This is a genomic window from Schaedlerella arabinosiphila, assembly GCF_003885045.1.
GTDB classification, from domain to species: Bacteria; Bacillota; Clostridia; order Lachnospirales; family Lachnospiraceae; genus Schaedlerella; species Schaedlerella arabinosiphila.
Map to the genome: position 1 here is coordinate 3,608,322 of NZ_RHJS01000002.1, position 24,591 is coordinate 3,632,912.

26 protein-coding genes, 2 tRNA genes and 2 pseudogenes are annotated in these 24,591 nt (G+C 43.7%); 9 read left to right on the top strand and 21 right to left on the bottom strand.

The features are described from left to right. Window positions 1–149: 149 nt before the first annotated feature. Both fliD and EBB54_RS17280 read right to left on the bottom strand, forming a co-directional pair. Entirely contained in the window at window positions 150–1,073 is a 924-nt protein-coding gene (gene fliD / locus EBB54_RS17275) for a flagellar filament capping protein FliD (RefSeq protein WP_125128357.1), read from the bottom strand. 110 nt (window positions 1,074–1,183) lie between these two features. Further along, on the bottom strand, window positions 1,184–2,107 hold the full coding sequence (locus EBB54_RS17280; RefSeq protein WP_125128358.1) for a hypothetical protein: 924 nt from the start codon (window positions 2,105–2,107) through the stop codon (window positions 1,184–1,186). Between the two features lie 355 nt (window positions 2,108–2,462). On the opposite strand from EBB54_RS17280, the gene EBB54_RS17285 reads away from it, so the two are divergent. Together EBB54_RS17285 and EBB54_RS17290 are read left to right on the top strand one after the other, a co-directional pair. Continuing rightward, a complete protein-coding gene (locus EBB54_RS17285) occupies window positions 2,463–2,837 on the top strand; it encodes a DUF3795 domain-containing protein (RefSeq protein WP_125128359.1) in 375 nt (124 codons plus the stop codon). A gap of 64 nt (window positions 2,838–2,901) precedes the next feature. Further along, a complete protein-coding gene (locus EBB54_RS17290) occupies window positions 2,902–3,315 on the top strand; it encodes a DUF3795 domain-containing protein (protein ID WP_004077978.1) in 414 nt (137 codons plus the stop codon). Between the two features lie 184 nt (window positions 3,316–3,499). On the opposite strand, the gene EBB54_RS30695 is transcribed toward EBB54_RS17290, so the two are convergent. Further along, window positions 3,500–4,099, bottom strand: coding sequence for a hypothetical protein (locus EBB54_RS30695; protein ID WP_193554363.1), 600 nt, complete (start codon window positions 4,097–4,099; stop codon window positions 3,500–3,502). A 50-nt stretch (window positions 4,100–4,149) separates the two neighbouring features. Here EBB54_RS30695 and EBB54_RS17305 point away from each other — a divergent pair, with 50 nt between their 5' ends. Beyond that, on the top strand, window positions 4,150–4,383 hold the full coding sequence (locus tag EBB54_RS17305; protein WP_125130863.1) for a helix-turn-helix domain-containing protein: 234 nt from the start codon (window positions 4,150–4,152) through the stop codon (window positions 4,381–4,383). 139 nt (window positions 4,384–4,522) lie between these two features. Here the strand turns inward: EBB54_RS17305 and EBB54_RS17310 are convergent, their stop codons facing one another. Together EBB54_RS17310 and EBB54_RS17315 are read right to left on the bottom strand one after the other, a co-directional pair. Beyond that, window positions 4,523–5,149 carry a nitroreductase family protein gene (locus EBB54_RS17310; RefSeq protein WP_125128360.1) on the bottom strand — a complete coding sequence of 209 codons (627 nt, stop codon included), beginning with the start codon at window positions 5,147–5,149 and terminating at the stop codon, window positions 4,523–4,525. A gap of 3 nt (window positions 5,150–5,152) precedes the next feature. Beyond that, window positions 5,153–5,641 carry a MarR family winged helix-turn-helix transcriptional regulator gene (locus EBB54_RS17315; RefSeq protein ID WP_004077986.1) on the bottom strand — a complete coding sequence of 163 codons (489 nt, stop codon included), beginning with the start codon at window positions 5,639–5,641 and terminating at the stop codon, window positions 5,153–5,155. Window positions 5,642–5,835: 194 nt separating this feature from the next. Between EBB54_RS17315 and EBB54_RS17320 the strand changes: the two genes are divergently transcribed. The 3 genes from EBB54_RS17320 to EBB54_RS17330 are packed head-to-tail and all read left to right on the top strand — an operon-like array spanning window position 5,836 to window position 7,304. After that, window positions 5,836–6,255 carry a MerR family transcriptional regulator gene (locus EBB54_RS17320; RefSeq protein ID WP_125128361.1) on the top strand — a complete coding sequence of 140 codons (420 nt, stop codon included), beginning with the start codon at window positions 5,836–5,838 and terminating at the stop codon, window positions 6,253–6,255. 27 nt (window positions 6,256–6,282) lie between these two features. Further along, window positions 6,283–6,501, top strand: a complete 219-nt coding sequence (gene dmpI, locus EBB54_RS17325) for a 4-oxalocrotonate tautomerase DmpI (protein ID WP_125128362.1) — start codon at window positions 6,283–6,285, stop codon at window positions 6,499–6,501. 29 nt (window positions 6,502–6,530) lie between these two features. Then, window positions 6,531–7,304: an SDR family NAD(P)-dependent oxidoreductase gene (locus tag EBB54_RS17330; protein WP_125128363.1), complete on the top strand. Its 774-nt coding sequence runs from the start codon at window positions 6,531–6,533 to the stop codon at window positions 7,302–7,304. A 553-nt stretch (window positions 7,305–7,857) separates the two neighbouring features. On the opposite strand, the gene EBB54_RS17335 is transcribed toward EBB54_RS17330, so the two are convergent. The 5 genes from EBB54_RS17335 to EBB54_RS17355 form a co-directional block, all read right to left on the bottom strand. Further along, window positions 7,858–8,274 (bottom strand): YjdF family protein, encoded by a 417-nt coding sequence (locus EBB54_RS17335; RefSeq protein ID WP_125128364.1) that lies wholly within the window; start codon window positions 8,272–8,274, stop codon window positions 7,858–7,860. Window positions 8,275–8,716: 442 nt separating this feature from the next. After that, the gene (tnpC, locus tag EBB54_RS17340; protein ID WP_016298377.1) at window positions 8,717–10,375 is read right to left on the bottom strand and encodes an IS66 family transposase; all 1,659 of its coding nucleotides are present in this window, start codon (window positions 10,373–10,375) and stop codon (window positions 8,717–8,719) included. Window positions 10,376–10,527: 152 nt separating this feature from the next. Then, complete coding sequence (gene tnpB, locus EBB54_RS17345) at window positions 10,528–10,881, bottom strand: IS66 family insertion sequence element accessory protein TnpB (protein WP_125128365.1); 354 nt, start codon at window positions 10,879–10,881, stop codon at window positions 10,528–10,530. Beyond that, window positions 10,874–11,218, bottom strand: coding sequence for an IS66 family insertion sequence element accessory protein TnpA (tnpA, locus tag EBB54_RS17350; RefSeq protein ID WP_125128366.1), 345 nt, complete (start codon window positions 11,216–11,218; stop codon window positions 10,874–10,876). The genes tnpB (EBB54_RS17345) and tnpA (EBB54_RS17350) overlap by 8 nt, the downstream gene beginning before the upstream one ends. A gap of 83 nt (window positions 11,219–11,301) precedes the next feature. Then, window positions 11,302–12,063 (bottom strand): MBL fold metallo-hydrolase, encoded by a 762-nt coding sequence (locus EBB54_RS17355; RefSeq protein ID WP_125128367.1) that lies wholly within the window; start codon window positions 12,061–12,063, stop codon window positions 11,302–11,304. 141 nt (window positions 12,064–12,204) lie between these two features. On the opposite strand from EBB54_RS17355, the gene EBB54_RS17360 reads away from it, so the two are divergent. After that, a complete protein-coding gene (locus tag EBB54_RS17360) occupies window positions 12,205–12,567 on the top strand; it encodes a TnpV protein (RefSeq protein WP_049946600.1) in 363 nt (120 codons plus the stop codon). 50 nt (window positions 12,568–12,617) lie between these two features. On the opposite strand, the gene dinD is transcribed toward EBB54_RS17360, so the two are convergent. The 9 genes and pseudogenes from dinD to EBB54_RS17405 form a co-directional block, all read right to left on the bottom strand. Then, complete coding sequence (dinD, locus tag EBB54_RS17365) at window positions 12,618–13,328, bottom strand: DNA damage-inducible protein D (protein ID WP_205128757.1); 711 nt, start codon at window positions 13,326–13,328, stop codon at window positions 12,618–12,620. A 175-nt stretch (window positions 13,329–13,503) separates the two neighbouring features. Then, a pseudogene (locus EBB54_RS17370) lies at window positions 13,504–14,278 on the bottom strand (transposase); the annotation flags it as partial. A gap of 152 nt (window positions 14,279–14,430) precedes the next feature. After that, entirely contained in the window at window positions 14,431–14,784 is a 354-nt protein-coding gene (gene tnpB, locus EBB54_RS17375; RefSeq protein ID WP_016294944.1) for an IS66 family insertion sequence element accessory protein TnpB, read from the bottom strand. After that, window positions 14,777–15,121, bottom strand: coding sequence for an IS66 family insertion sequence element accessory protein TnpA (gene tnpA, locus EBB54_RS17380; RefSeq protein ID WP_125128369.1), 345 nt, complete (start codon window positions 15,119–15,121; stop codon window positions 14,777–14,779). The genes tnpB (EBB54_RS17375) and tnpA (EBB54_RS17380) overlap by 8 nt, the downstream gene beginning before the upstream one ends. 378 nt (window positions 15,122–15,499) lie before the next feature. Next, a complete protein-coding gene (guaA, locus tag EBB54_RS17385) occupies window positions 15,500–17,047 on the bottom strand; it encodes a glutamine-hydrolyzing GMP synthase (protein ID WP_125128370.1) in 1,548 nt (515 codons plus the stop codon). Between the two features lie 112 nt (window positions 17,048–17,159). After that, window positions 17,160–18,515, bottom strand: a complete 1,356-nt coding sequence (locus EBB54_RS17390) for an MATE family efflux transporter (protein WP_004078046.1) — start codon at window positions 18,513–18,515, stop codon at window positions 17,160–17,162. A 232-nt stretch (window positions 18,516–18,747) separates the two neighbouring features. Next, window positions 18,748–18,975: an HPr family phosphocarrier protein gene (locus tag EBB54_RS17395; protein ID WP_004078047.1), complete on the bottom strand. Its 228-nt coding sequence runs from the start codon at window positions 18,973–18,975 to the stop codon at window positions 18,748–18,750. Between the two features lie 143 nt (window positions 18,976–19,118). Then, a complete protein-coding gene (locus tag EBB54_RS17400) occupies window positions 19,119–20,645 on the bottom strand; it encodes a response regulator transcription factor (protein WP_125128371.1) in 1,527 nt (508 codons plus the stop codon). A 96-nt stretch (window positions 20,646–20,741) separates the two neighbouring features. After that, window positions 20,742–22,322 (bottom strand): sensor histidine kinase, encoded by a 1,581-nt coding sequence (locus EBB54_RS17405; protein WP_243127706.1) that lies wholly within the window; start codon window positions 22,320–22,322, stop codon window positions 20,742–20,744. A 484-nt stretch (window positions 22,323–22,806) separates the two neighbouring features. On the opposite strand from EBB54_RS17405, the gene EBB54_RS17410 reads away from it, so the two are divergent. Then, window positions 22,807–22,878 (top strand) — tRNA-Gln (locus EBB54_RS17410). A 34-nt stretch (window positions 22,879–22,912) separates the two neighbouring features. Further along, window positions 22,913–22,986: transfer RNA gene (locus EBB54_RS17415), tRNA-Pro, on the top strand. Window positions 22,987–23,194: 208 nt separating this feature from the next. Here EBB54_RS17415 and EBB54_RS30220 read toward each other — a convergent pair. Together EBB54_RS30220 and EBB54_RS17420 are read right to left on the bottom strand one after the other, a co-directional pair. Beyond that, window positions 23,195–23,362, bottom strand: a complete 168-nt coding sequence (locus EBB54_RS30220; RefSeq protein ID WP_154677801.1) for a site-specific integrase — start codon at window positions 23,360–23,362, stop codon at window positions 23,195–23,197. Between the two features lie 212 nt (window positions 23,363–23,574). Next, window positions 23,575–24,402 (bottom strand): annotated as a pseudogene (locus EBB54_RS17420) (IS1380 family transposase); the annotation flags it as partial. Window positions 24,403–24,591 lie beyond the last annotated feature (189 nt).

Genomic DNA, 24,591 nt, shown 5'->3' on the forward strand with positions numbered 1-24,591 from the left:
GAGGAAACGTTGTAAAATGGACGTTTCCTTTATTTTTTTGTTTTTATAGCTTGAACGCTTCTGCACACACAGGCTGTTGGCAACGCCCTTTCCTTCCGAAAAAACCCCACGTAAATCAAACATTTACGTGGGGTTTTGATTCCGCATCTTTATACCAGAGTGTTCAGAAGCATGCCAACCGCATAATAATTGCTGAGGTTGTAAGCTCCGCTCTTTGCAAAGTTTGCAAAAGATGTAAAGTATGCAGACATAGAATCATCCGATGAGAAATCGGAATAATCAAACCCTGAAGCGGAGGAGTTCTTGTCATTGGATGTCGAAGAAGATTCTGTCTTTGAACTTCCCACTACAGTGTCAATAGATGAATCCAGGATAGAACTTGCTTTCGTACCTGTACGCTGTGCAATACCATACTGGCCGCCCATCACGTCCTTCGCAAGATCATAGCCGCTTTCCAGCGACTTCTTTAATTCATCATTATCCACCTGAAGCTTGCCGTTTTTATCAAGGCTGATTCCCAGTGATTTCTTCATTGCATTTTCCGTCGGAAGGGATCTCTTCAGAGATTCTAACTGACGAGCAGCTCCTGCACTGCGGTTGGAATTGCTCTCAAGGAAAGATATTGTACTATTGTACTTATCTGCGAAATCATTGATTGCAGAAATAATATCTTCCTGCGCCTTATCCACCTTTGCCTGCGCCGCCTTTTTTTCGTCCTCAGTCTGTGCTTTTGATAATGCTGAAACAGCACTCTCGTACTTGGAGAACACGTTGTCCTTTGCGCCGACCTGCAGCTTTTGAGACGCAGACTCCAGATCTGTAAGGGACTTCTTATAGTTCAGCAAAAATGAAGACGCGCTTGTAGCAGCACTGCTGTTGCTGTAGCTGCTGCCTGATGTCTTATTTGTGCTGGAAGTACTGCTGGAGCCAGATGTCTTATCTGTGCTGGAGGTACTCTCTGTGGGCTTATAGCCAACACTCTCTCCCAAAGCGTTTGCCTGAGAATTTGCTTTGTCAACCCAGCCTTGATAGTCAAACATAGGACTATAACTGGATACTGAACTGATTGCCATAATGTCATCTCCTTTCTGGTATGGCAAATACCTTTTTTATGTTGAAAAGGAAGACTCCTTCTTATAATATTTCGGCATTACTTCTTTGAAAGTTAATCAAACACGGAAAATCAGGACAAAGATTTTTCATCTGCACGGATCGCTTCCAAAAACGCTTTATGAAAATCCGATATTGACGGATATCGTTTCTCCCTGTCAAAGTCCACAGCCCGCAGGACCGCAGAATAGGAGGCGCTTCCCAGCGACCAGTATTCTATTTTACAGGGCAGAAATTGGTTGTCCTTATATCTGCGGTCAATCTCCTCCTGTGTATATTTTCCGAAAAACTCAAACATGAGAGCTCCTAACGTAAAAACATTCGTCGCCTCGTCAATCACTGCTCCCAGCCTATACTCCTCCGGCGCCTTCAGCCTTTTCGTCCCCCAATACGCCTCTCCCGCATCATTGTATGCAGGCTGTTTCCTGAACAGATCAATATCGCAGATCATCATCTTATCCGCCGCAAAATCATAGATCAGGCTTCCGTCATAAAAATCTACCGCCACATAATGCCTGGCCGAAACGTTCTCCAAAAAAGAAAACAGACATTCTGCCGCAGAAAGCTTCCTCCCCGGCGAAAGCTTTTTGAACCGCCCGGCCGGACCTGCCTCTCCCGGATTCTTGTCATACTTTTCAAAATTCCAATGGTCAAAGAGACACTCGCCTTCTACCCACCGAAATACAGCGGCATAGCAGTCCAAAACCGGATAATGCTCCAGCAGTTCCACCAGGTTCTGGTGCTTTAAAATCTGATAAAGCTCTGCTGCATTTTTCAGAGTCTCCACCGACTCACCGGGCGAAATTTCCGCGTCTACCGTGTCCACACCTGCAATTTTAATAAAATATCTGTCCTTTCCATTTCCAACGCCAAAACAGATACACCCTGAACCGGTTGCGTCTATTACTGAAAATACTGTTCCATACTTTTTAATCCATGTCAGATCACAGGGCTTTTTGAGTCTGAATTTTACGTTGTCTATTTCCTGTATTACCATACGCTACCCCGCTCTTTCATAATCTCCGATCATACTTTTGCCGGTCTTTGATTTTTTGTTTTGCTTAATCTTTTCTGTGCCTTTCTTTTTCTTCGATTCTCTGTTCTTAATCTTATCACATAAGCAGACATTTTTCCATCATTGTAAATCCCCGCCTATCTATTTTTAATTTACTTCTGATTTTTAAGAAGCCTGTTATATTTTTATATTCCTAAAAATCCGCACCGCTGTGGCAGCAGCATCAAACGGTAAATGATCGCATTTCTATTGTGTTCTTTCTATTGTGAAAAATAGTGCTTTATGATAAGATAGTGGAATATTGAAGCAGCAGCTCAGAGTTTGGGGAGGGCAAATAATGAAACGGGAATTGGGAATCGCAAGGTGCGGACTTGCATGTTGCCTATGTTCAGAAAATGTCACATGCAATGGCTGTTATTCAGATAACTGTCCCGACTACAGCCGATGCGAAAATAGAAAATGCTCCATTGAAAAGGGATTCTTAGGCTGTTATGCCTGTGAAATGGACTGCAAAATGGGATTACTGAACAAAATCAAGCCATATGGTTTTACACTGTTCATAAAAAGATATGGGATAGAGAGCCTTCTTGACTGCCTTGTGGAAAATGAAAAGAGAGGAATCCTATATCATCGCAAAGGAATTATCGGCGATTATGATGATTTTGACGATGTGGAAAAGCTGATAGAATTTATAAGGACAGGAAAACACTGAACTACCGGTTGTCAGATCATTGAGCAAAATAAAAATCGGAATTGAAAGAATGGGGTAAAAACTGATGAAAATGCCTGATGAACATATTGATACAAGTATGTTTGCCCCCTGCGGAATGAATTGTAAGGTCTGCTATAAGCATTGTTACCACAGAAAGCCTTGTGCCGGCTGTCTGAACAGCGATCAAGGGAAACCTGAGCATTGCCGTAAATGCAAAATCAAGGACTGTATCAAAGAAAAATCTTTGTCCTATTGCTTTGATTGTTCCGAATATCCATGCAGGCTGATTAAAAATCTCGAAAAGAGCTATAACAAGCGGTATCAAGCAAGCCTTATAGAAAACAGTCGGTTTGTTCAAGAGTATGGCCTGGATTGTTTCATGGAACAGCAGAAGGAAAAATATACTTGTCCTGAATGCGGCGGTATTATTTCCATTCATGATGGGGAATGCAGTGAATGTAAAGAAAAAGTAAAATAGACAATTTCCTGTTGCGGAAAAGTCAGCAGTCAGGAAATTGGATGCGAAATCGGATTATAAGGAAAGCTCTATCGGAAATACAAAACCAAACAAATAGGAAGCCCTGATTTTACGAAGGAGGCCTCCATTTTTGTTGTCTTCAACAGGTTTCTCCGGTGTTGCTGGCTCATCTAATATTTGCTGCTCACTCCCTTCTTGGAAGATAATAAGCATGAATCTCTACCTTTTCTCCATCATATTCCATATCAACCCAATAATCCCTTATAGAACATCCCACATGCCCGTCTTGTAAGGAATAAATCTCCAGTGTCTTGAAATCCACCAAACACAGCGGAATCGCTTGTTTCTTCTCATATTTCCACTTAGATGTTTTCAGAGAATCTGTGATCTTATCTAAACATGTCTGGCATAAATGTTCCTGCAACATTTGTGTATCCGGTCTGTAATCCTCTGGCAGACTTACATCAACAGACGCCATTCCCCTATCAGGCGATCCGGATGTCATAAGAAACACCTCACCCGTATTTGTCATTTGAGTAAATGTGTGGGCATCATCACTTTTTAAAGGATTCCCTTGATCATCGTACTCTTTCAAACCAAAGTCCACTACATACCAGTCATTTAGCGATATTAAACCAATCGTATCAAAGTTTCGATAATACCCCATCAGACTCCGGTCACTGCTTCCGCATAAATAGCACTCTTCATGATCTTCCAAAACAGATTTAATGCCTTCATAGGACACATCCTCTATTCCCTGTTTATGCTGCCATATTTCAAGCAACTCATGCCTAAAATATGTGATCACTATAATAGACAGCTAAGGGAAAAATGATGGAACAAAAAATAAAGCAAGAGGGCATTGATATTGGCGGAAATATTCGCAGAATACGATTAGAAAAAGGAATAGGACAAACAAAACTTGTCGGTATGTTGGATTTAGAAGGCATCGGAATGACCAGAGAAGCCTTAGTAAAAATCGAACGCGGCATTCAACATATTACCGGCTCACAACTTCGTGGTATCCGAGATTGTCTGAAAACCACCTATGATGAACTCTTAAAATAAATATCTGAATATAATAGAATCCCTCTGTGGCATATGCATTGCAATATTTACAGGCGTGGATACAGCCCGCATACGGATTGATCGTAAACGGTCAGATTGGATTTTGTGTTCACATTTTTTGCTTCCATTTCTTTTATAATCATTTCCATCTTCCAAAGCGTATTTGTTTATCTATGTCGGGGTTATATTGCTCTAATTGCAGTTCTTCGGGATCTGCATAACCAATACCGATAAATACAGGTATCATATAGGTCGGCGGCACCTTCAGTTTCTTCTTAACTATATCGTGTTCTTTATTCAGCGGTATGCGCATTGAGCAGGATAGTCCTTCTGCCGTTGCCGCTAAAAAGATATTTTCTATCACACACCAAATCGTAGCAAAGGGATTTAATTTTGAAACGTACTCGCCGTTCAATTCCTTTGATTTGAATAAAGGAATAATTGCATATGGTGCTTCTTTCAGCATAGTATATTGCTTGGGCATAGCGTAGCCGTACATTTTTTGCCCCAATGTGATCTGATAAGGTCTGGGCATATTGAGATACCTGTCGGCATCGAATTTATCCGCAATCGCTTTCGCTTCGGAAAAAGCATATTCTTTTTCTTCATCGGTTCTTAAAACGATAAACTGCCAATTACGGTTATGATCCCAAGTGGGTGCTCTGTTTCCTGCTTCCAAAATTCTTTTAATGACCTCAAAATCGACTTCTGTATCTAAAAATTCCCTCGTCGTTTTCCTTTTGTTAATTGCCTCGTAAAGTTCCATAATTCAATCCTCCGTTTCCTGATTGATAAGCTCTGTCAGATTTTTTGTAAATGTCCGTGAGAGATCAATCAGTTGTTTTTGCTCCTCCTGTGTAAACATAGACATTGCCGTATCTTCTGCCCATGTAATGTGGCGTACTACTTTTTCACAGTAAGCTTTGCCTGCTTCGGTTATCCGTACTAATTTCTCCCGTTTGTTTTCTTTTCGCTCTTCAACCGTTACATACGCCTCGTTTAAAAGGTTTCGTATAATCAGATTGACTGTCTGTTTCGACTGAAAGGTTCGCTGGCAAATCTCCGTCTGCGTCACACCACCCTTGCCATAGAAATCGTCATAATATAGAACATTGACTACCAACAGTGTTTTCATCAGCATTCCGTGACGTTTAGCGTACTCATCATACAACGCAAGCTGCTCATCCCGAAATTTGCAGTACAGATATGCGTTTTTCTTGGTTTCCTTTGTTATATCAGCCACCTCCCATATAGTCAATTACAGTACAGTCAATTAATTGACTCATTTCAGTTTAGCAAGTTTTGCACTGTTTGTCAATACCGCAAGCTGATCTTAGACTATAAAACAGCGGCAAGAATTTTTCTTATATCTTTTCTGCCCATTATGATATAATTTTTTATTGACTTGAAGTGCGCTTCATAGTTTATGATGAAACAGAAAGGCGGATTTATATGTATTCAGCAAAGGAAGCGGCCAAAATAACCGGGTTGTCAACAGCAACTTTAAGATATTATGAAAAAGAGAATTTATTGCCCCCAATAGCTAGAAACAACCAAAAATACAGACAATATACAGACGAGGATATCGAATGGATAAAAATGATACAATGTATGCGCATGGCAAATATCCCCATTCATTCCATTAAGGATTATGTTTCACTGTTAATACAGGGGGGAGAAACACTTGAACAGCGTTTTGTTATGGTACAAAATCATATGGAAGATATTAAAAAACAAATGATTTCTCTGCAAAACGCATTTGACCTGACACAAAAAAAGTTATCATTCTATGAAAAACTTTTAGCGGATTCTTCCTATAAAGAAATGTCATATAGCGAAGAATGGAAGTTATTTAATCATGGTGAAAATTAGAGAGGAAAAACAGGAGGAAATTAAGAAATGCCTTATATCACAGTAGAAAGCAGCGTTTTATCAGATATGCAAAAAGAGGAACTGATAAAGCAATTAACAGAAATATCTTCTGAAATCATGAAAATACCACAGGAATTTTTTGTAACAACCATAAAGGAAGTACCGGACAAGAACTTTGGTATTGGCGGAAAAACCATTGATAAGGTAAAAGCTGAATATATACAGATCCATAATAAGCAAATGTAGGCTATTCCAGGCACAGGCGGAGAAAAGAAATGGGAAATGTTTTAATTACAGGAACAACAAGCGGGCTTGGAAAAGCGTTTACTGAAAAATTTGCCAGTATGGGAAATAACATCATACTTGTATCAAGAGATATTCAAAAGCTGAAAAAACAGCAGTTATATTTACAGAATCAGTATCATGTGACCGTAAATTTTATTGCATATGATCTGACAAAAGAAGATGCCGCAGATTTGATTATGGAACAAATAGAGACTTGGAATACGCCTATTGATTTTCTTGTCAACAATGCAGGTTTCAATGAGTGCGGCTTATTCTCTCAAACAGATCTGGACAAAGAAATAAAAATGATTGACTTGCACATACGTTTTATTACGCAACTTACAAAACGTATTCTGTCAATAATGAAAAAGAACAACTACGGACATATACTTAATATTGGTTCAACAGGTTCTTTCATTCCCTCTCCCTCTGACGCAGTTTATTCAGCAACAAAAGCATATATCATGTCTTTTTCAAATGCCCTTTATGGAGAATATAGAAATACCGGAATAAAAATCACTTTGCTTTGTCCCGGAGCAACGGAAACAGAATTTGCACGGAAAGCAAATATAGAGCAAACCTTGCTTTTCAAATATGCCGTAATGAAACCTGATAAAGTTGTCAAAATATCCTACCCTAAAATAATAAAAGGAAAACGTTTAATTATCCCAGGAATATATAATAAACTTCTCGTTTTTTTCTCAAAAATAATTCCTATTGAGATCACAAACAAACTAACAATGATTATGATGAAGAATTATTAAAAGGCAGGTGGTGATATATGGAAAATATTCGTGCTAACGGTTCATGAACAGGACGAAAAAATCATTGATAAAATCATATCGGCAATCACTACTTATATGCAGATTGAGCCTATGCAGACTCCCCCTGTTTCCGTCTGCTCTTTCAAAAGAAGATTCGCAGCGGAAAATTCTGATACTTCCTGCCGGATTGCTTCGCCCCCTTTCCTTATCTGCCCCGTTTCCTGCCCTGACGCTGCCTGCTGGTGAAAAGTGGAAGAGCCGGCTCATTGCACACATAAATAAGGACGGCAAAAACGCCCTCAGGTATGTGGATTAGTGGCCACAGCTAAGGGCGTTTCTATTATGATTTTTCACAGTCATGCAAGACATTGAAAAAATGTTCTGATACCATTAAACCGCCGGACATCAAGAATAATACCGCCAAAACAACTTTTATCTATTTGTTATCAAAAGTCATTTCCAAGGCCCGTAAGCCCGCATAGCCCCTCTTGTTCACTTTAAACATAGTTAATCACTATATTACTTTTCTCAAACAAATATATTCCGTCAGGTATTACCTCCCCCTATGCTTCTCTTTCCTTTTCTGCTGTTTCAGTTCAAACTGCCGCTGTTTCTCCGCTTCTCGCTGTTCCCGACTCACAATCTTACGTTCCGTTTTCAACTGCTCCTGCTGCAATTTCAAAGCCTGTTGCGATTTTGTTCCTATCCCAGTATTCTGTACCTGTTTCCGCACTTCACGCTGTACCCGTTTAGGATTACGACAGGCTTCTTTTACATCAGTTGCCACAGCCGGACTAAATCGTAACCGATAGTAACTTTTCAGAACAAATTCATAAACCTCATGTTCTTTTGGTTCCGCGCCAAACGTAACCTTACACACAGATAGCTTTCCATCTGATACACGTTCAAACACTCCCACCCAAAACGGTTCTTCAAAAAATACTGTCAATTTTCCCGATACTTTGTCCATGACAATTCCTCCTTAAAATGGTTGTAATGAACAAAGAACGGACGACCCTAAGGAGGGAGGGCTACTTACACCAAATCGGTGCGACTGGACTACCTACCAGTTCTGCAAGGTTCTCTTGCGTTGTGTTTTTATCTTTGCCCCCATATATTACCACAGAAACGCCCATTTTTCCACAAAAAATGGCAATCCACATATAACTGCAAACTGCCATGTCATCATTTCCTTTATCCGGTTTACTTACATGGTGCTAGGACCATGTGCTAACCATCACCAAAAGGAGCATTATCTTTTCCACAGCTTATTTCTTATGTAAGCAAGAAATAATCCGTACCTATTCAAAATCACCAATGTTTGCTAAACTGTGCCTTAATGAGAGTTGATCTTTTATATCATCACCAAGTTATCTGTACTTTGACAAAAAAAATCCACCCAGCAGTTTCTGCTAAGTGGACGCACCTGGACGATTTGTACGACAGGACTCCGGTATGGATTCTGACCATGGTAATAGTTGCTGGAGATCTTCTTTTGACGGGAATGGCCCCAGATCTTTCATACGTTCCAGTATGTAAGCCACATAGTCATATGGCTTAAGCCCATTCAGTAACGCCGTCTCCGTGATGCTGTATACGGTCGCGCTGGCCTCCGCGCCTTTGATGCTTTTGGAGAACAGCCAGTTGCGGCGGCCAATGGCAAAGTTCTTGACCGCCCTCTCCGCGGCCGAGTTATCGATACTCAGATGTCCGTCTTCCAGATAGGCTTTGAGGTATTTTTCCTGATTTAAAGCGTATAAAACGGCCTCTCCTATTTTAGAAGACCTGTTTACAGAGCCTTCTAAAGTATGCAGCCATCCGAAGAAAGCCTCTAAAAGCGGTTTTGACTGCTTCTGACGCTCAGCATATCTTTCCTCAGGAGATTGGTTACGGATCAGTTCCTCTATTTTATAAAGCATGCCAATCCGTGCCATTGCCTGGTATGCAGTTGTTTCTTTCAGCTGTTCTTTGGTAAAGCCCTTTTTCAAAGGGGTCAGGGCTTCATCAAACCGCCGCCTTGCGTGTGCCATGCACCCTGTCACGGTGATCTGCTCCGGGAGGCCGTGGTAAGCCTGGTATCCATCACAGGTCAGATAGCCACGGAACTCATCCCCCAGGAATTCCACCGGATGGTATCCACCCCTGGTCCTTTCATATTGGAAGAGGACCATCCGTGGGGATCCGCTGTATTCATCCGTAAGATACACCCACATCCAGTTCTGGGTTGTCCCTTTTTGCTCGGGCTCATCGATCACCTGGAGTCGGGTTTCATCACAGTGGATATATCTGCTGCGCAGGAATTCTTCCCTCATCAGGTCATAGATCGGCTGCAGGTACCGTTTTGCGCACAGGATGATCCAGTTGGCCATGGTCTTTGTTGACAGGTTCAGGTTATATCTTGCGAACTCCCTCTCCTGTCGCGCAAGCGGCATCCCGTTCACATATTTCGCATTCATAATGCCGGCAACGAGGGATGGTGTCGCAACACTGCCTTTGAGAAGTGACGGATCTTTCTGCGGGCGCTTCATCATCCCGCATTTGGGACAGGCATAAACATAGGTGGTCTCCTCCACCACTTCAAATCGGGCAGGGATGAATTTCAAATATTTTACGGTCTCCGTAGTCACCACTTTATATTTTGTCCCACATTCAGGGCAGAATCTGTCGTTTCCTTCTAATTTATGTTTGATCACTTCTGTGGTTTCAAAAGCGGAAAGGTCCTCTTCCTTTTTTCCGGTTGGTTTTTTACGTTTATAAGATTTTGGATGGATCTCCTCCATCTCTGGCTCGGCTGCATTGGGATCGGCCTCCTGCTCCGCCTCATTGAACAGGTCCATCTGCTCATAGCCTTCCGCGTATTTTTCGCTGGAAGAGCCAAACTGCTTCCTCTGCGCAAGTGCCAGCCGATCCGAAAGCAGTGCATTCATAAACTCCAGTTCCTTCGTTTTTTCTTTCAGGAGCTGGATCTCTGTTTCCTGTTTTTTCTGATGCACCTGCATGGCCTGTATCAATGTGATGATATTCTCTTTGCTCATATCCTGCAATTGTTTTTCAGAAAAAAGCGGTTCCATGATCCAGCCCTCCTATCTCTTGTGGTCTGAGAAAAGTATATCATGAAACCGCTCTGTTTTCGAGAGGAAACCGGATGGAAAAACAGAGGAAAATTCATTGAAAACTGCCACTTTTTCAGCTTTTTGCGAATTGACAGGAAAATCGGTGTAGATTAGATTGTGATCTTCGGATGATGTTCCTCAAAAGCGCCTTTTGGGTCGAGGGACAGTCCATCACATAACCAATGAATTTCCTTTAAGGTCACTTTTTTCAACTCATCCGGCGTATCCGGCCAGCGGAAGTAATTGCGGTCGAGCCGCTTCATCAGGATCCAGAAACCGGATCCGTCCCATTGAAGGATTTTGATGGATGTCCGTCTGCGGTTACAGAAGGCGAACATGCAGCGGGAATACGGATCCAGATGGAATTTTAGCTTTATGATCGCGGCCAGGCCGTTATAGCTCTTGCGCAGGTCTGTACTGCCGCAGGCCAGGTATACGGTGGTCCCGCCTGACAGGTCAAGCATAATTTTTTAGTGTGTGGATCAAAGAGGCCATCAGTTCACACGGGCAACCGGTGCTGACCTCTATCCGGATACTTTCTGGAAGATGGATCGTTATGGAAGGATACTCCGACAACGGTTGGGAGGAAACCTCTAACTCAGAAGGGAGTCTGGCAAAGACTGGTTCCATCCCTTGATCCAATTCGGAAGGCTTCTGCATTTGTTTTCTGATCCAATAACTGAAAGTCGACAGGGGGACTTGATTTTCCTGACACCATTCTTTTCTTGACAATCCGCTTTTTTGGAAATCCTGAATTCGCTTCATCCAGAAATCTTCTTTTGTAAGGTTCGTTTCATTCATAGGCAATACCTCCCTTGATTTGGAGCTATTGTATCAAAAATGATGGAGGATTCATAGATACGGATTATTTCGTGCTTACTTTCTTATAACCATACTCCCCAATCCCCATAATCAAATGTTCCACTTCCATGATGAAGTTTTCCGTCCGCCTTGAGATTTCTAAACGCTTCCCGCATACGGATTAAGATTTCCGGTTCTATATCCAATGAATGATGTGCCGGAAGCACTTTCTTCACAGACAATGCCGCAACTTTTTCCAAAGAATCAAGGTATGCTTCCGGGTCAGTAGACGGATAATAAGCAAACAGAATATCTTTATATACCAAATCACCTGTAAATAAATATTCCCTGCTTTTTTCCCAAAAGCACATATGCCCCGGAGAATGTCCAGGAGTATGCAGCACTTCAATTTCCCTGCCGCCAATATCGATGATGTCATGGTCTGCCAGCACTTTTGTTGGCATACCTTGAAAAAACTCATAATCGTTCACACAAAATCCTTCGGGCAAATCACAGCGGTCTATGACCATCTCTCTTATCGTTTCGATTGATAAAGGAAATTTACCATTCAGCCAATCCAATTCATCAGCGTGTGCATAAAAATCCGGGAAATACTTATGTCCTCCAATATGATCCCAGTGAATATGCGTGGCTACTGCTGTAATTGGTCTATTAGTAAGTTTCAGTACTTCCTCATATATATTGGAAATGCCAAGCCCTGTATCAATAAGCAGACTTCGAGTATTTCCATTCAGCAAATAACAATGTGTCTCCTCCCAATGGCGGTATTCGCTGATAATATATGTATTTGCATCAATTTTATCTATTGTAAACCAGTTATCCATTACTCCACACTCTTTCTTTGAATATATATTATATTCCGTTGGTAGCATTTGTAAAGTTTTTTAATAGACATATATAGAGAATCAGATTCATTTTCAATTAATGTTAGTAACACTTTTCTATCTGATTCATTCCATAGAAAAATGCCTGATATAAAAATAACCCACTTTGGTTTCATATTCGCTCAAATTTCAATAGTGTTTTATTACCAAAATTCGCAACTACCAGAGGATAATGAAATCCGTCCTATAGGATTAACATACTTTCGGGAACACCATCCCGTTTTGTATATGGACTTGTTTCTATCTGGTACTTTGACCAAACATCTCGCAGATACAAATGAATCCGCCCATGAGCGCATGGATTTAATCGTAAAACAAATGGCAAAACAGCAACGAGTCAATGAACAGCTAAAATCTTCTGATTGGCTCAAATGGTTACAGACCATGAATAATATACAAGCCTCAGCAAGGGAAATCATACTCTCAGAAATCGTATACGCATAACTACCATCTTTTATGGTCGGCGCTGGCACTCCATCAGCGCCGATCTACAATTATTCATCCAACATTAATTTTCCCGCTTTTGCTTTCGCCTTTAATCGGGCAAGTTGTTCTTTTTCAACCTGTTGAATGCTTTTTTCTGGTGTCGGTAAATCTTCCGGCATTGTACCACCTATTTTCTCAATAGCGCCTCTCACTTCTTTCCCAACCTTATAATGAGTAGCCGTCGCTGCCTTTGCACCAGTAATCTCATCTTTCTGTAGTTTTTCTTCCGTCTGTGATATTCTGAACAAATTAGCAACAAGCTCCGTACTTCCCATATAATCAAGAATTTTTTGCCCTACTTCCAAACCTTTTCTCTTGTGTATATCGTCAACATCTAATCCACCATATAATCCCATGTATCCGGCATTTTGGAAAATCGCAAATTCTTCATTTGTAATAACTCCTGCGTCATGTGCTGTTTCTGCAAGAAGTTGATTCCACTGTTTAATATCTCCACGCACTACCAAACGTCTTCTGTCTTCATCTAATTCGTTAAAATGATCTGCCACTTCTTGCCGATATGTTTGAATGGCAAAATATGTCTGTCCTAAAGCTATCACTTTTTTTCGTGGATCACCGTTCTGTACAATCAAATAACAAGCATAACGAGTAAGCTCATAATCCTTAACAGGCTTACTCGTTGCACCAGCACTTACGATTTTCCTGACCTCAGGAAAATCGGCCGAAATGATGTGACCGCTGTTTTCACAAGCAATCATGGCTCGCTTAATCACGTTATGAAAAATTTCACATTTTATGCGTTTCTAATAAGTTCTTCAAGATCATCCATCGTAATATTAGTAGGTATATCATGTCCACTAACAACTTGATCAAACAGTTCTTTCTTTTTATCTTGCAGTAATTGAACTTTCTCTTCTATTGTATCAGCTACAATCAACTCTTCCCTCATCAGGTCATAGATCGGCTGCAGGTACCGTTTTGCGCACAGGATGATCCAGTTGGCCATGGTCTTTGTTGACAGGTTCAGGTTATATCTTGCGAACTCCCTCTCCTGTCGCGCAAGCGGCATCCCGTTCACATATTTCGCATTCATAATGCCGGCAACGAGGGATGGTGTCGCAACACTGCCTTTGAGAAGTGACGGATCTTTCTGCGGGCGCTTCATCATCCCGCATTTGGGACAGGCATAAACATAGGTGGTCTCCTCCACCACTTCAAATCGGGCAGGGATGAATTTCAAATATTTTACGGTCTCCGTAGTCACCACTTTATATTTTGTCCCACATTCAGGGCAGAATCTGTCGTTTCCTTCTAATTTATGTTTGATCACTTCTGTGGTTTCAAAAGCGGAAAGGTCCTCTTCCTTTTTTCCGGTTGGTTTTTTACGTTTATAAGATTTTGGATGGATCTCCTCCATCTCTGGCTCGGCTGCATTGGGATCGGCCTCCTGCTCCGCCTCATTGAACAGGTCCATCTGCTCATAGCCTTCCGCGTATTTTTCGCTGGAAGAGCCAAACTGCTTCCTCTGCGCAAGTGCCAGCCGATCCGAAAGCAGTGCATTCATAAACTCCAGTTCCTTCGTTTTTTCTTTCAGGAGCTGGATCTCTGTTTCCTGTTTTTTCTGATGCACCTGCATGGCCTGTATCAATGTGATGATATTCTCTTTGCTCATATCCTGCAATTGTTTTTCAGAAAAAAGCGGTTCCATGATCCAGCCCTCCTATCTCTTGCGGTCTGAGAAAAGTATATCATGAAACCGCTCTGTTTTCGAGAGGGAACCGGATGGAAAAACAGAGGAAAATTCATTGAAAACTGCCACTTTTTCAGCTTTTTGCGAATTGACAGGAAAATCGGTGTAGATTAGATTGTGATCTTCGGATGATGTTCCTCAAAAGCGCCTTTTGGGTCGAGGGACAGTCCATCACATAACCAATGAATTTCCTTTAAGGTCACTTTTTTCAACTCATCCGGCGTATCCGGCCAGCGGAAGTAATTGCGGTCGAGCCGCTTCATCAGGATCCAGAAACCGGATCCGTCCCATTGAAGGATTTTGATGGATGTCCGTCTGCGGTTACAGAAGGCGAACATGCAGCGGGAATACGGATCCAGATGGAATTTTAGCTTTATGATCGCGGCCAGGCCGTTATAGCTCTTGCGCAGGTCTGTACTGCCGCAGGCCAGGTATACGGTGGTCCCGCCTGCCAGGTCAAGCATAATTTTTTAGTATGTGGATCAAAGAGGCCATCAGTTCACACGGGCAACCGGTGCTGACCTCTATCCGGATACTTTCTGGAAGATGGATCGTTATGGGAGGATACTCCGACAACGGTTGGGAGGAAACCTCTAACTCAGAAGGGAGTCTGGCAAAGACTGGTTCCATCCCTTGATCCAATTCGGAAGGCTTCTGCATTTGTTTTCTGATCCAATAACTGAAAGTCGACAGGGGGACTTGATTTTCCTGACACCATTCTTTTCTTGACAATCCGCTTTTTTGGAAATCCTGAATTCGCTTCATCCAGAAATCTTCTTTTGTAAGGTTCGTTTCATTCATAGGCAATACCTCCTTGATTTGGAGCTATTGTATCAAAAATGATGGAGGATTCATAGATACGGATTATTTCGTGCTTACGTTTTAATATGGATTCGTTCAGAGCCAAGCGGAGTTTGGACAATATATGCGATGAATGTTTACATTCAAGAGCGTATATTGGCAAAAATCCATTTGGCGGATACGCCACAACTGGGAAATATGTAATATTTCACAGTATGGCTCTGAACATTGCCAGCCACTTTAAAATCATTCTGCTACCTGTAAACCATCAGACAACGAGAATAATCACACTGAAATGACTGTTATCAATTTGTTATCAAAAGACCTTTCCAAAGCCCACAAACCCGCATAAACACCGGATTTAGTAAGCATTTTTGTTTATTCGAACTCAATCGTCCCCGGCGGCTTACTAGTCAGATCATACATCACTCGATTCACCCCTCTGACCTCATTGATAATCCTGCTCATCACCTTATTCAGCACCGCATACGGCACCTCCGCCGCCTCCGCAGTCATAAAATCAATTGTATTCACCGCCCGAAGCGCAACCGCATAATCATAGGTTCTCTCATCCCCCATCACGCCCACGCTCCTCATGTTCGTCAATGCGGCAAAATACTGTCCTACCGTCGCTTTCATCCCGGCAGCGTCCATCTCCTCACGGTAGATGGCGTCCGCGTCCTGCACGATTTTCACCTTCTCAGCCGTAATCTCACCGATGATCCGGATACCAAGCCCAGGCCCCGGAAACGGCTGGCGGAATACAAGCTTTTCCGGAATCCCCATCTCCAGGCCGGCTTTTCGAACCTCATCCTTGAACAAGTCGCGGAGCGGCTCAATGATCTCTTTAAAGTCCACATAGTCCGGCAGACCTCCTACATTGTGGTGGGACTTGATCACGGCGGACTCTCCGCCCAGACCGCTTTCTACCACATCCGGATAAATGGTTCCCTGCACAAGAAAATCAACCGCACCGATCTTCTTTGCTTCTTCTTCAAAAACCCGGATAAATTCTTCTCCAATGATCTTCCGTTTTTCTTCCGGTTCTTCGATGCCCGCAAGCCTGTCGTAAAACCGTTCCTGCGCGTTGACGCGGATGAAATTCAGGTCGTAAGGTCCCTCCGGGCCGAAAACCGCCTCCACCTCGTCGCCTTCATTTTTACGCAGCAGGCCATGATCCACGAATACGCATGTGAGCTGACTGCCGATCGCTTTGGAAAGCATCACGGCCGCCACAGAGGAATCCACTCCGCCTGACAGGGCGCAGAGCACCTTTCCCTTGCCCACCTTTGCCCGGATCTCACGGATGGAGTTTTCCACAAACGTATCCATTTTCCAGTTTCCCCCGCAGCCGCATACGTGTTTTACAAAATTATTGATCATCTTTGTGCCTTCTGCTGTATGCAGCACTTCCGGGTGGAATTGGATGGCGTATAATTTCCGCGATTCGTCTTCCGCAGCCGCAACAGGACAATCCGCGGTATGCGCCGTAACCTCAAATCCCGGCGCCGTCTGGGAAATATAATCAAAGTGGCTCATCCAGCATACGGTTTTCTCCTGTACGCCTCGGAACACTTTGGAATCCGCCCTGTCGATCAGAACCTCCGTCTTACCGTATTCCCTGACTGCCGCGCGTTCAACCTTGCCGCCAAGTTCATGCATCATCAACTGCGCGCCATAGCAAAGCCCAAGAACTGGAATCCCCAGTTCAAACAGTTCCCTCGGATATCTGGCAGAGTCCTCCTCATAACAGCTGCTGGGGCCTCCGGTCAGAATGATCCCCTTGGGATTCATGCCCTTAATCTTCTCAAGTCCGGTCTTATATGAATAAATCTCGCAGTACACGCTGCATTCCCGCACCCGCCTTGCTACAAGCTGATTATACTGCCCGCCGAAATCCAGAACAATCACCAATTCTCTCTTCATATGTTACCTCCCTTTTCAAAATAAACTGTTGGATTCTCCAACCACACAGTTAAAACCATTTTCAAACAGCAGATGGATCTGCAGACCGCTGCTTTATATCAGATCCTTTTCCTCAAACTGCCTTTTTCAGCATCCATCTTCCGCTTTTATACCGAATCATCATACATACCGCCCGGAAGCACCAGTCTATAATCATAGCCGCCCACACGCCAAACACGCCCATCCCCATATATTTTCCAAGGATATAGCTGAACACGATCCGAAACAGCCACATGGAAATCAATGAAATATACATGGTCACCTGGGCATCCCCAGCCGCCCGCAGTGTGGACGGCAGGCTGAATGAAATGGGCCAGACCAGCATACTGCTTATAGTATGCAGATAAATGATCTGCCGGGTAATTTCCGAAGTGATGTCCGACAGGTTGTAGATCCGCAGAATGATCGGAAGCAGCAGCACGATCAGAATATTCATCAGGCACATCCCGGCATACGTGATGCCGATCAATTTTTTCGTATAATATCTGGCCTGGTCATACATATCGGCTCCCACACAGCGGGCAATAACTGTCGTAATCGCAAGATTGACCGCCACTCCCGGCAGGATCTCAAACATAGCGATCACATTGCAGACCGCGTTTGCCGCAATCGCGTATGTGCCAAAGGAGGACACCAGGCTCAGCACCAGAATCTTCCCAAGCTGAAACATACTGTTCTCCAGACCGTTGGGCACGCCAATACTCAGAATGCGGCGTATCATCCTCCCATCTGGCCTGAAATGGAAATCCCGGTCAATATGTAAGCGCAGCTTCTGGTTCACCAGCATCGCGATGATCACAATCGCTGCCGTCATACGTGAAACCAGGGTGGGTATGGCAACCCCTTCCGCGCCCATATGAAATCCGTAGATCAGCACCGCGTTGCCGGTCACATTGATCAGGTTCATCAGGATCGAGACCTTCATCGGCGCTTTGGAATCTCCCATCGCCCGAAAAATAGCCGCGCCCGCATTATACATTGCCAGAAATGGAATCGATGCGGAGACGATCAGCAGATATATATTGGCATGCCTCATAACATCCCCGTCTATGGAGCCGAATACTACATGCAGGATAAACCATTTCCCACAGTAAATAACCACCATCAGGACAAGAGATACCAGAGTCACAAACCATACGATCTGTGTGGAGGCACGGCACGCCAGCTTTTCATCCCTCTGGCCAAGGTACTGGCCGCAGATAACCGCCCCTCCGGCCGCAAGCGCGGAAAATGCGTTGATAAACAGCACCATGATATTATCTACCAGAGAAACACCGGAAACAGCGGCTTCCCCTACGCTTGCGATCATAACGGAATCCGCCATGCCTACAAGCACCGCCAGGAACTGCTCGATGATCAGCGGCACGATCAGGACGGCCAGCGCCTTATCATCAAATAAATATAATCTTCTTTCTTTTGCCTGTTTCATCTCATATCCCCCGATTCCTCTCTTTGTAGTAAAAAAGACTTCCCGGCGCATATTATACGCCGGGAAGCCTTTCAAATCAAGACCCAGATATATAATTTGGAAAAGTCACCGTCGTGCCTGGCAACGGAAACAATCCCATTGGAGGGTTCACAGCTCCTCCATAACAGCATTAAAACGGATGCGAGTTATCCGTAAAAAATAGTACTATGAGGGGGGAGGGGTTGACTAAATTTTATGCTGCTATATATCTGGAAATCTCCTGCCTTAGCTGATTCGCATCACCGTACACACGCAGTTCGGCAACGTTATTCAGCCCTAGATTCATGAGCCCGAGGAGCGACTTCGCATCCACGACAAGCCGGCCTCGTTTCATGTCCATTGTGATATCATATTTCTCAACAGTGTTTAAAAAGCTCAAGATCTCTTCAGGATTTTTGAACGTCACGTTAAAACAATTCATTGCTTTAATCTCCTTCATTTCCATCTTTAGATTCTCTAACAGTGTATCCAAATATTCTATCTCTATTCAGCATAATCATAATAGCATAATTTTCCCTCCCTGTTAGGGGGAAATTTCCCAAAAAAGCGGAAAATTTTAATCTTTTATTGAACTTCCTTTCTATATTCTGTAGGAAGCATTCCCACTTCCTCTTTAAATACCCGGCTCATATATTTGGGATCCGAGTAGCCTGCCAGCTCCGCAATCTGGTTCATTTTCAGGTGTGTTTCCACCAACAGCTCCTTTACTTTTTTAATACGATATTTCCGCACGGTCTCCGTAAAAGTGTTCCCGGTTTCCTTTTTAAACTGCGCACTTAAATATTCTTCGGACACAAACAGCTTCCTTGCCGTCTCCTCCAGCGTGATCCCCTGATTGTAATACTTCCGGATCAGCACCTTCGCCCTGTGGATCAAATCACTGACCGAGGGTTCCTCCAGCTTCGGCTCTGAGTAATCCAATATCCCCATAAATTCGACCATACCCTGTTTGATCTGGCTCCACGTATCCGCTGACGCGATCCTCTGCAGGATCTTCTGGATATGCAGCTCTGATTCTTCTTTCTTTTCCTTCTGCGAGCTTACCAGGCTCCAGTTAAAACGAATCAGACTCTCTTTGATCTGAGAAGGAAGGTGCGTCTCCTGCACCAGATATTCGTACAGCCGCTCATAGCAGAGGACAAGCTCCTCCCAGTTTTTTTCACGCAGCGCCCGCTTGGCGCGGTCCTCCAGCTCCAGAGGATACTTGATCGGTACGATCTGCTGCTTCTGTATGGCTTCTCTGTAGATCAGCGTCCGATCCGGTGAACACAGATTCCACTCCAGATCCTTGCGCATCTCCTGGAGCACCCTGGACATGTCCAAAAGCTGCTCAATTCTCCTCCATACACACACGACCGGCTTTTTCAGGTTATCGCACAGCATCGGTACAACCGACTTTTCAAAATATGTAAGCTGTGATTCTCCCCCAGACTGCCGGTACAAAATCATCAGCAGCATTTCCCAGCCTTTCAGCTCCCGGATATTGGCCGCAAATTTTACCGTATGATCCGCCACATGCTCCAGAAGCCCCTTTGCCGTCTCCTTTTGCGCCTCGTAGCCATTCCCCAGCCAGACCATAAATAATTCCGCCGGTTCCTGCACTGTAAATCCATACTTTTCACGGGTCTGCTCGTGAAAATACGCATCCGGCTTCAATTGCCCGTTGATACATCCCATGAAAATATTTTCCAGTGAAAATCCATATTCTTTATGCTGGTCGCGCCGAATCTCCTGATCCACCTTGTCCAACGCTTTTTTCAGTTCAGAAATCTTCAAAGGCTTCAGGAGATAATTGATGATTCCCAGCTCAATCGCTTCCCTGGCATACTCAAATTCCGAATATGCTGAAATCACCAGCACCTTGCATCTCACCTGTTCTTCCTGAAGCTTGCGGATCATGGCCAGTCCGTTCATGTCCGGCATCCGGATATCCACAATGATCAGATCCGGACGCACGCTGCGGATCAGTTCGTATCCGCTCTGGCCGTCCACCGCCTTTCCAACCACCTCATACTGCGGGTTAATCTGGTGAAGAAGTTTGACCATCCCCTCCCGGATCGCAGCTTCATCCTCAACAATTACAATTCGCATGCTTCCCCCTCCTTCACCATGCACATAAAAGCAGATTCTCGCCAATCCGCTTTTTCAAAACAAATACGATCCCATGACCGTATATTTCCTGATTCCTTATCCATTGCTCTGCATTTCCGCCATCAGCGGAATAAATAAATGTATTCTGGTATAACTGTCAAGTATGCTCTCGAAATATACTACAGCTTCTTCTCCATAGTATAATTTCAGGCGCTTCCTCACATTGGCAATCCCCACATGCTCGCCCATGTCTGCTGTCTCATCATTCAGTTTACGCAGAAGTCCTGCTTCAATTCCCTTCCCATTATCTTCGATCGTGATATGGATCTGGCCGCCTGCCAGGCCCACTCCCACCACCAGGACGTCATTGCCTCCTTTATTCAAAAATGCATATTTCAGGGCGTTTTCTATAAAAGGCTGCAGCAGGAGTTTATGGATTCGAAGCTCCATCAGCTCCTCGGGCACCTCCAGCTTTAATTTTGTCTTTCTGCTCAGCTCTACATTTCCCAGCCACACATAGTGCTCCAGCCATTGAAATTCCGTGCGCAGCGTCGTCATGTCATCTATATTTTTTACGGAATACCGCAGGATATCTCCTAAGATCCCCAGCATCTCGCTGATCTCATACTGTTCATTTTCAATGGCCTTCCAATTGATCATATCCAGTGCATTGTACAGAAAATGCGGTGCAATCTGAGCCTCCAGCGTGGTTGCCTGGACGCGCTTACGCTCCTGCGTTGCCTGCTTTCCCAGTTCTACCTGCCTCTGGATGTAGATGATCATACTGTTAAATTTGTTTTCGATTCTTCCCATATCCGGAATGATACGCGTTTTTTCTCTGGCCCGGACGGTAAAATCACCTTTTTCTACTCTGCTCATTGCATCTACATAATCGTTTACTACTTTGAGATAAGGTTTTCTTATCAGATAGGCAAGAATAACTACAACAAAGCCGGATACCAGGACAATGATCCCCAAAATCAGATACTGAATATGAAGCAGGTCCTTATATGCCCTGACCGGCTGAATATTGCAGATTGTGAATCCGCTGGCTTGATTGAAAAGGCAGGTATATTGATTTGTCTCCGTGTCCATGACTTCTTTGCATCTGCATCCAATATCTGATTTGGATGGTGCGCTCACGACGATATCCCCGTCCAGCAGGTATCCATGCCGGAATCCGCCGGAATTTAAGACTTTGCAGATCTGTTCTTCTTCAATATTAATCACTGCCGCGGCCTGATGCTTTCCGCCCGCCCCGTAGCTTTCCAGATTTCCTGCGATCTGGAACAGGTATATTTCCTTCCCATTGTCTATCACCGGTTCTGAGATTCCCCGGTATACATTGCCCATTTTCACTTCCGGAATCCCTAATTCCTCTATCCACGGGCTGCTGACAGACGATGAACCAAGACCGTCATAAAAAACAGTCCTACCATCAGTTAACGAAATCATAATGCCTTTTATTCCCTCGTACCGGCTGCAGATCTCTTCCAGCCTGTACTGCAGCATGCGGGTACTTTCCTCCTCTTCATCCCCTGCTGCGTCGATACGTTCTACCATGTTCAAAATTTCTTTGTCCGTACACAGGTCATATAAAATCGTTGTATACTTCTCAAACACCATCTCCAGCCCTTGATTGGAAGTGTTCAGATTGCTGTCTATACGTTTCTCCATATCTTTCTTTTCTATCTTAAGTGTATAAAGCTGCATTGACGCTGAAAAAATCAAAACAGGAATTAATGCCACAGAAAGAAAGACAAACAGCAGTCTAAGGGGCATTTTTTTTCTCATGAAACCTCCTTATTAAATTTAACCGCTGAACCGGTACGAAAATCCAGACATTTTTCCGCTCACTCCGCGCCTGTCCGGCAGCCGCAAACTGATTCCCGATTCACTTTAAGCCGTCAGCCCGAATGGCTGACAGAAAAATATATAAACTTGCCCTATCCCCAATCCCCCACTATTTATACATATAGTATAACACATTTTTCGTAAAATGACGCAATTAATTAATTATTTTGACATATATATTTTGGGTAAATCGGTACGCAGAAAAAAAATTGGTAGATTTACAATTTTTTTCAAAAAAAGACTTGATTTTTTTTGTAAGTCTGATATAATAACGATGTTGCGTCCGGTAAGAGAGGACAACACACAATGCGGAATGGTGTAATTGGCAGCACAGCAGACTCTGACTCTGTTAGTAGGGGTTCAAGTCCCTTTTCCGTAGTCGGGAATCTGAATCAGCAGATTCCCTATTTTATCGGAGTGTGGCTCAGCTTGGTAGAGCGCTACGTTCGGGACGTAGAGGCCGCAGGTTCGAATCCTGTCACTCCGATTTTTGTTTGAGAAGCCGGAATCCTTATGAATATTAGGATTCCGGTCTTTTTTTATTCTTTGCTTTACCGCTTTTTCTACAAAAACTTTTTCTTTTCACGGCTGTTCTAACACTTGTTCTAACACCTATGCCATCCTGTTTTTCAGTATGCCCGTCAGCCGTTCAGACCGTTCTACTAGGTTCTCCTGATTCAAATGCGTGTAGATGTTCATGGTCGTATAAAAGTCAGCGTGCGCAGCCATTCCTGTATCTCTTTCGGATGCCAGCCCTTGGATGCCAGCAGGGAGGCCGTGGAATGCCTGAGCGCACTCTGGATAATCTCATGCAGAACAGCATCATTCAACGCAGAATTGATAATGAATTTTTGACTCCTCACAGTACGCACAGCCAGCCCGGAATGCTCCTTCTCGTTAAAAACTTCTTCGAGTACGGCACTGCCCTGTATGTAGTGTGATTACGATTAAGACTCATTATTATAATATATCCTGAATTATTCACGGCGGTATAAGCCCGCATAAAATCCGCCGTAGTTACCTCCCGTGATAGGGTTAGAAATTTATTGTGGTTGTCAAAGTCCGTTAACTGCTGCTATTCCAACTGTGGCCGCAGGTTATGGATATTTTCCAGTGTTTCATAGAATTCTTTCTTGTAGGGACAGCTGCTGCACAGTTTGAAATATTTATACCGTGCAGACCTTACCACTCTTGCGGCTATTTTCAGCAGCTTGAAACGGATAGTATCTATACACTATTTCCTCATACTGGCGGCAAGCGCCAACCGTCTGAACCAATTGAACAGATTATAAGCCAGTGCATGGACCAGGAGGCGGTTCGCATTTACCAGCTTTGAGGGACTGCTTACAGAGGCAAAGCCAAAGCCGCTTTTGCCTTCCTTGATGAAGTTCTCCATTCTGCCCCTTCCGCAATAGAACTGGATTACCTGATAAGGTTCCATTTCCAGTGTCGTGACAATAAAGGTATACAAATGGACCATCTGGCCATAGGGCTTTTCGATTTTGAAAACCACCCTGCGCGGATGGCTCCACGAACCAGCCTGGTACATAAATTCCCCATACTCGACGGCGAAATCCACCTGGTTGGATTTCGTTGCGCAGTACAGCGCCTGGCTTTCATCTTCTGCCAGTTCAAGGAGCTTTGGATTTTCCTTGAGCCGGATGGCATATTTGCAGTTTTTGTCTTCAAGGACTTCATACAGGCCTGGGGACGCAAAACCACTATCACCCCGGAAATAAAGCGGCATATCCGGGAAATCGCAGAGGAATTCATCCAAAAGGGACTCCATAAAAATATCTGCCTCTTTGCTGCAATACATGGTGCCGTCACGGAGCTGCGCTTTCAGCAGGTCGCCGGTCAACCCGTCGTAACATAACAGCGGATGATAACCGATATCCATATAAAGACCCTTTCTTTGGTTTTGATTTGGATTGGACACCTAAATTTTACCATAGATTGAGGTCTTTTTCTATTCACCAAATAAGTGAAAGACAATATTCAATTAAAATACAGTAACTATGCGGGTTTCAGCAGTTAATGCTGTTACTCCATGAATAATTCAGGATAAATAATATTATTATATTTTTTATCT

Excerpts from the sequence above, each read along its gene's own strand:
- EBB54_RS17280 (WP_125128358.1), bottom strand. The coding sequence starts at position 2,107 with ATGGTAATACAGGAAATAGACAACGTAAAATTCAGACTCAAAAAGCCC.
- EBB54_RS17310 (WP_125128360.1), bottom strand. The coding sequence starts at position 5,149 with ATGGAACTTTACGAGGCAATTAACAAAAGGAAAACGACGAGGGAATTT.
- EBB54_RS17320 (WP_125128361.1), top strand. The coding sequence starts at position 5,836 with ATGTATTCAGCAAAGGAAGCGGCCAAAATAACCGGGTTGTCAACAGCA.
- EBB54_RS17330 (WP_125128363.1), top strand. The coding sequence starts at position 6,531 with ATGGGAAATGTTTTAATTACAGGAACAACAAGCGGGCTTGGAAAAGCG.
- EBB54_RS17405 (WP_243127706.1), bottom strand. The coding sequence starts at position 22,322 with ATGGAGAAACGTATAGACAGCAATCTGAACACTTCCAATCAAGGGCTG.
- EBB54_RS17390 (WP_004078046.1), bottom strand. The coding sequence starts at position 18,515 with ATGAAACAGGCAAAAGAAAGAAGATTATATTTATTTGATGATAAGGCG.
- fliD (WP_125128357.1), bottom strand. The coding sequence starts at position 1,073 with ATGGCAATCAGTTCAGTATCCAGTTATAGTCCTATGTTTGACTATCAA.
- guaA (WP_125128370.1), bottom strand. The coding sequence starts at position 17,047 with ATGAAGAGAGAATTGGTGATTGTTCTGGATTTCGGCGGGCAGTATAAT.
- tnpB (WP_016294944.1), bottom strand. The coding sequence starts at position 14,784 with ATGCTTGACCTGGCAGGCGGGACCACCGTATACCTGGCCTGCGGCAGT.
- tnpC (WP_016298377.1), bottom strand. The coding sequence starts at position 10,375 with ATGGAACCGCTTTTTTCTGAAAAACAATTGCAGGATATGAGCAAAGAG.
- EBB54_RS17355 (WP_125128367.1), bottom strand. The coding sequence starts at position 12,063 with ATGGATAACTGGTTTACAATAGATAAAATTGATGCAAATACATATATT.
- tnpB (WP_125128365.1), bottom strand. The coding sequence starts at position 10,881 with ATGCTTGACCTGTCAGGCGGGACCACCGTATACCTGGCCTGCGGCAGT.
- tnpA (WP_125128366.1), bottom strand. The coding sequence starts at position 11,218 with ATGAATGAAACGAACCTTACAAAAGAAGATTTCTGGATGAAGCGAATT.
- EBB54_RS17335 (WP_125128364.1), bottom strand. The coding sequence starts at position 8,274 with ATGGACAAAGTATCGGGAAAATTGACAGTATTTTTTGAAGAACCGTTT.
- tnpA (WP_125128369.1), bottom strand. The coding sequence starts at position 15,121 with ATGAATGAAACGAACCTTACAAAAGAAGATTTCTGGATGAAGCGAATT.
- EBB54_RS17290 (WP_004077978.1), top strand. The coding sequence starts at position 2,902 with ATGAAAATGCCTGATGAACATATTGATACAAGTATGTTTGCCCCCTGC.
- dinD (WP_205128757.1), bottom strand. The coding sequence starts at position 13,328 with ATGATTGCTTGTGAAAACAGCGGTCACATCATTTCGGCCGATTTTCCT.
- EBB54_RS17400 (WP_125128371.1), bottom strand. The coding sequence starts at position 20,645 with ATGCGAATTGTAATTGTTGAGGATGAAGCTGCGATCCGGGAGGGGATG.
- EBB54_RS17285 (WP_125128359.1), top strand. The coding sequence starts at position 2,463 with ATGAAACGGGAATTGGGAATCGCAAGGTGCGGACTTGCATGTTGCCTA.
- EBB54_RS17360 (WP_049946600.1), top strand. The coding sequence starts at position 12,205 with ATGCCTGATATAAAAATAACCCACTTTGGTTTCATATTCGCTCAAATT.
- EBB54_RS17305 (WP_125130863.1), top strand. The coding sequence starts at position 4,150 with ATGGAACAAAAAATAAAGCAAGAGGGCATTGATATTGGCGGAAATATT.
- EBB54_RS17395 (WP_004078047.1), bottom strand. The coding sequence starts at position 18,975 with ATGAATTGTTTTAACGTGACGTTCAAAAATCCTGAAGAGATCTTGAGC.
- dmpI (WP_125128362.1), top strand. The coding sequence starts at position 6,283 with ATGCCTTATATCACAGTAGAAAGCAGCGTTTTATCAGATATGCAAAAA.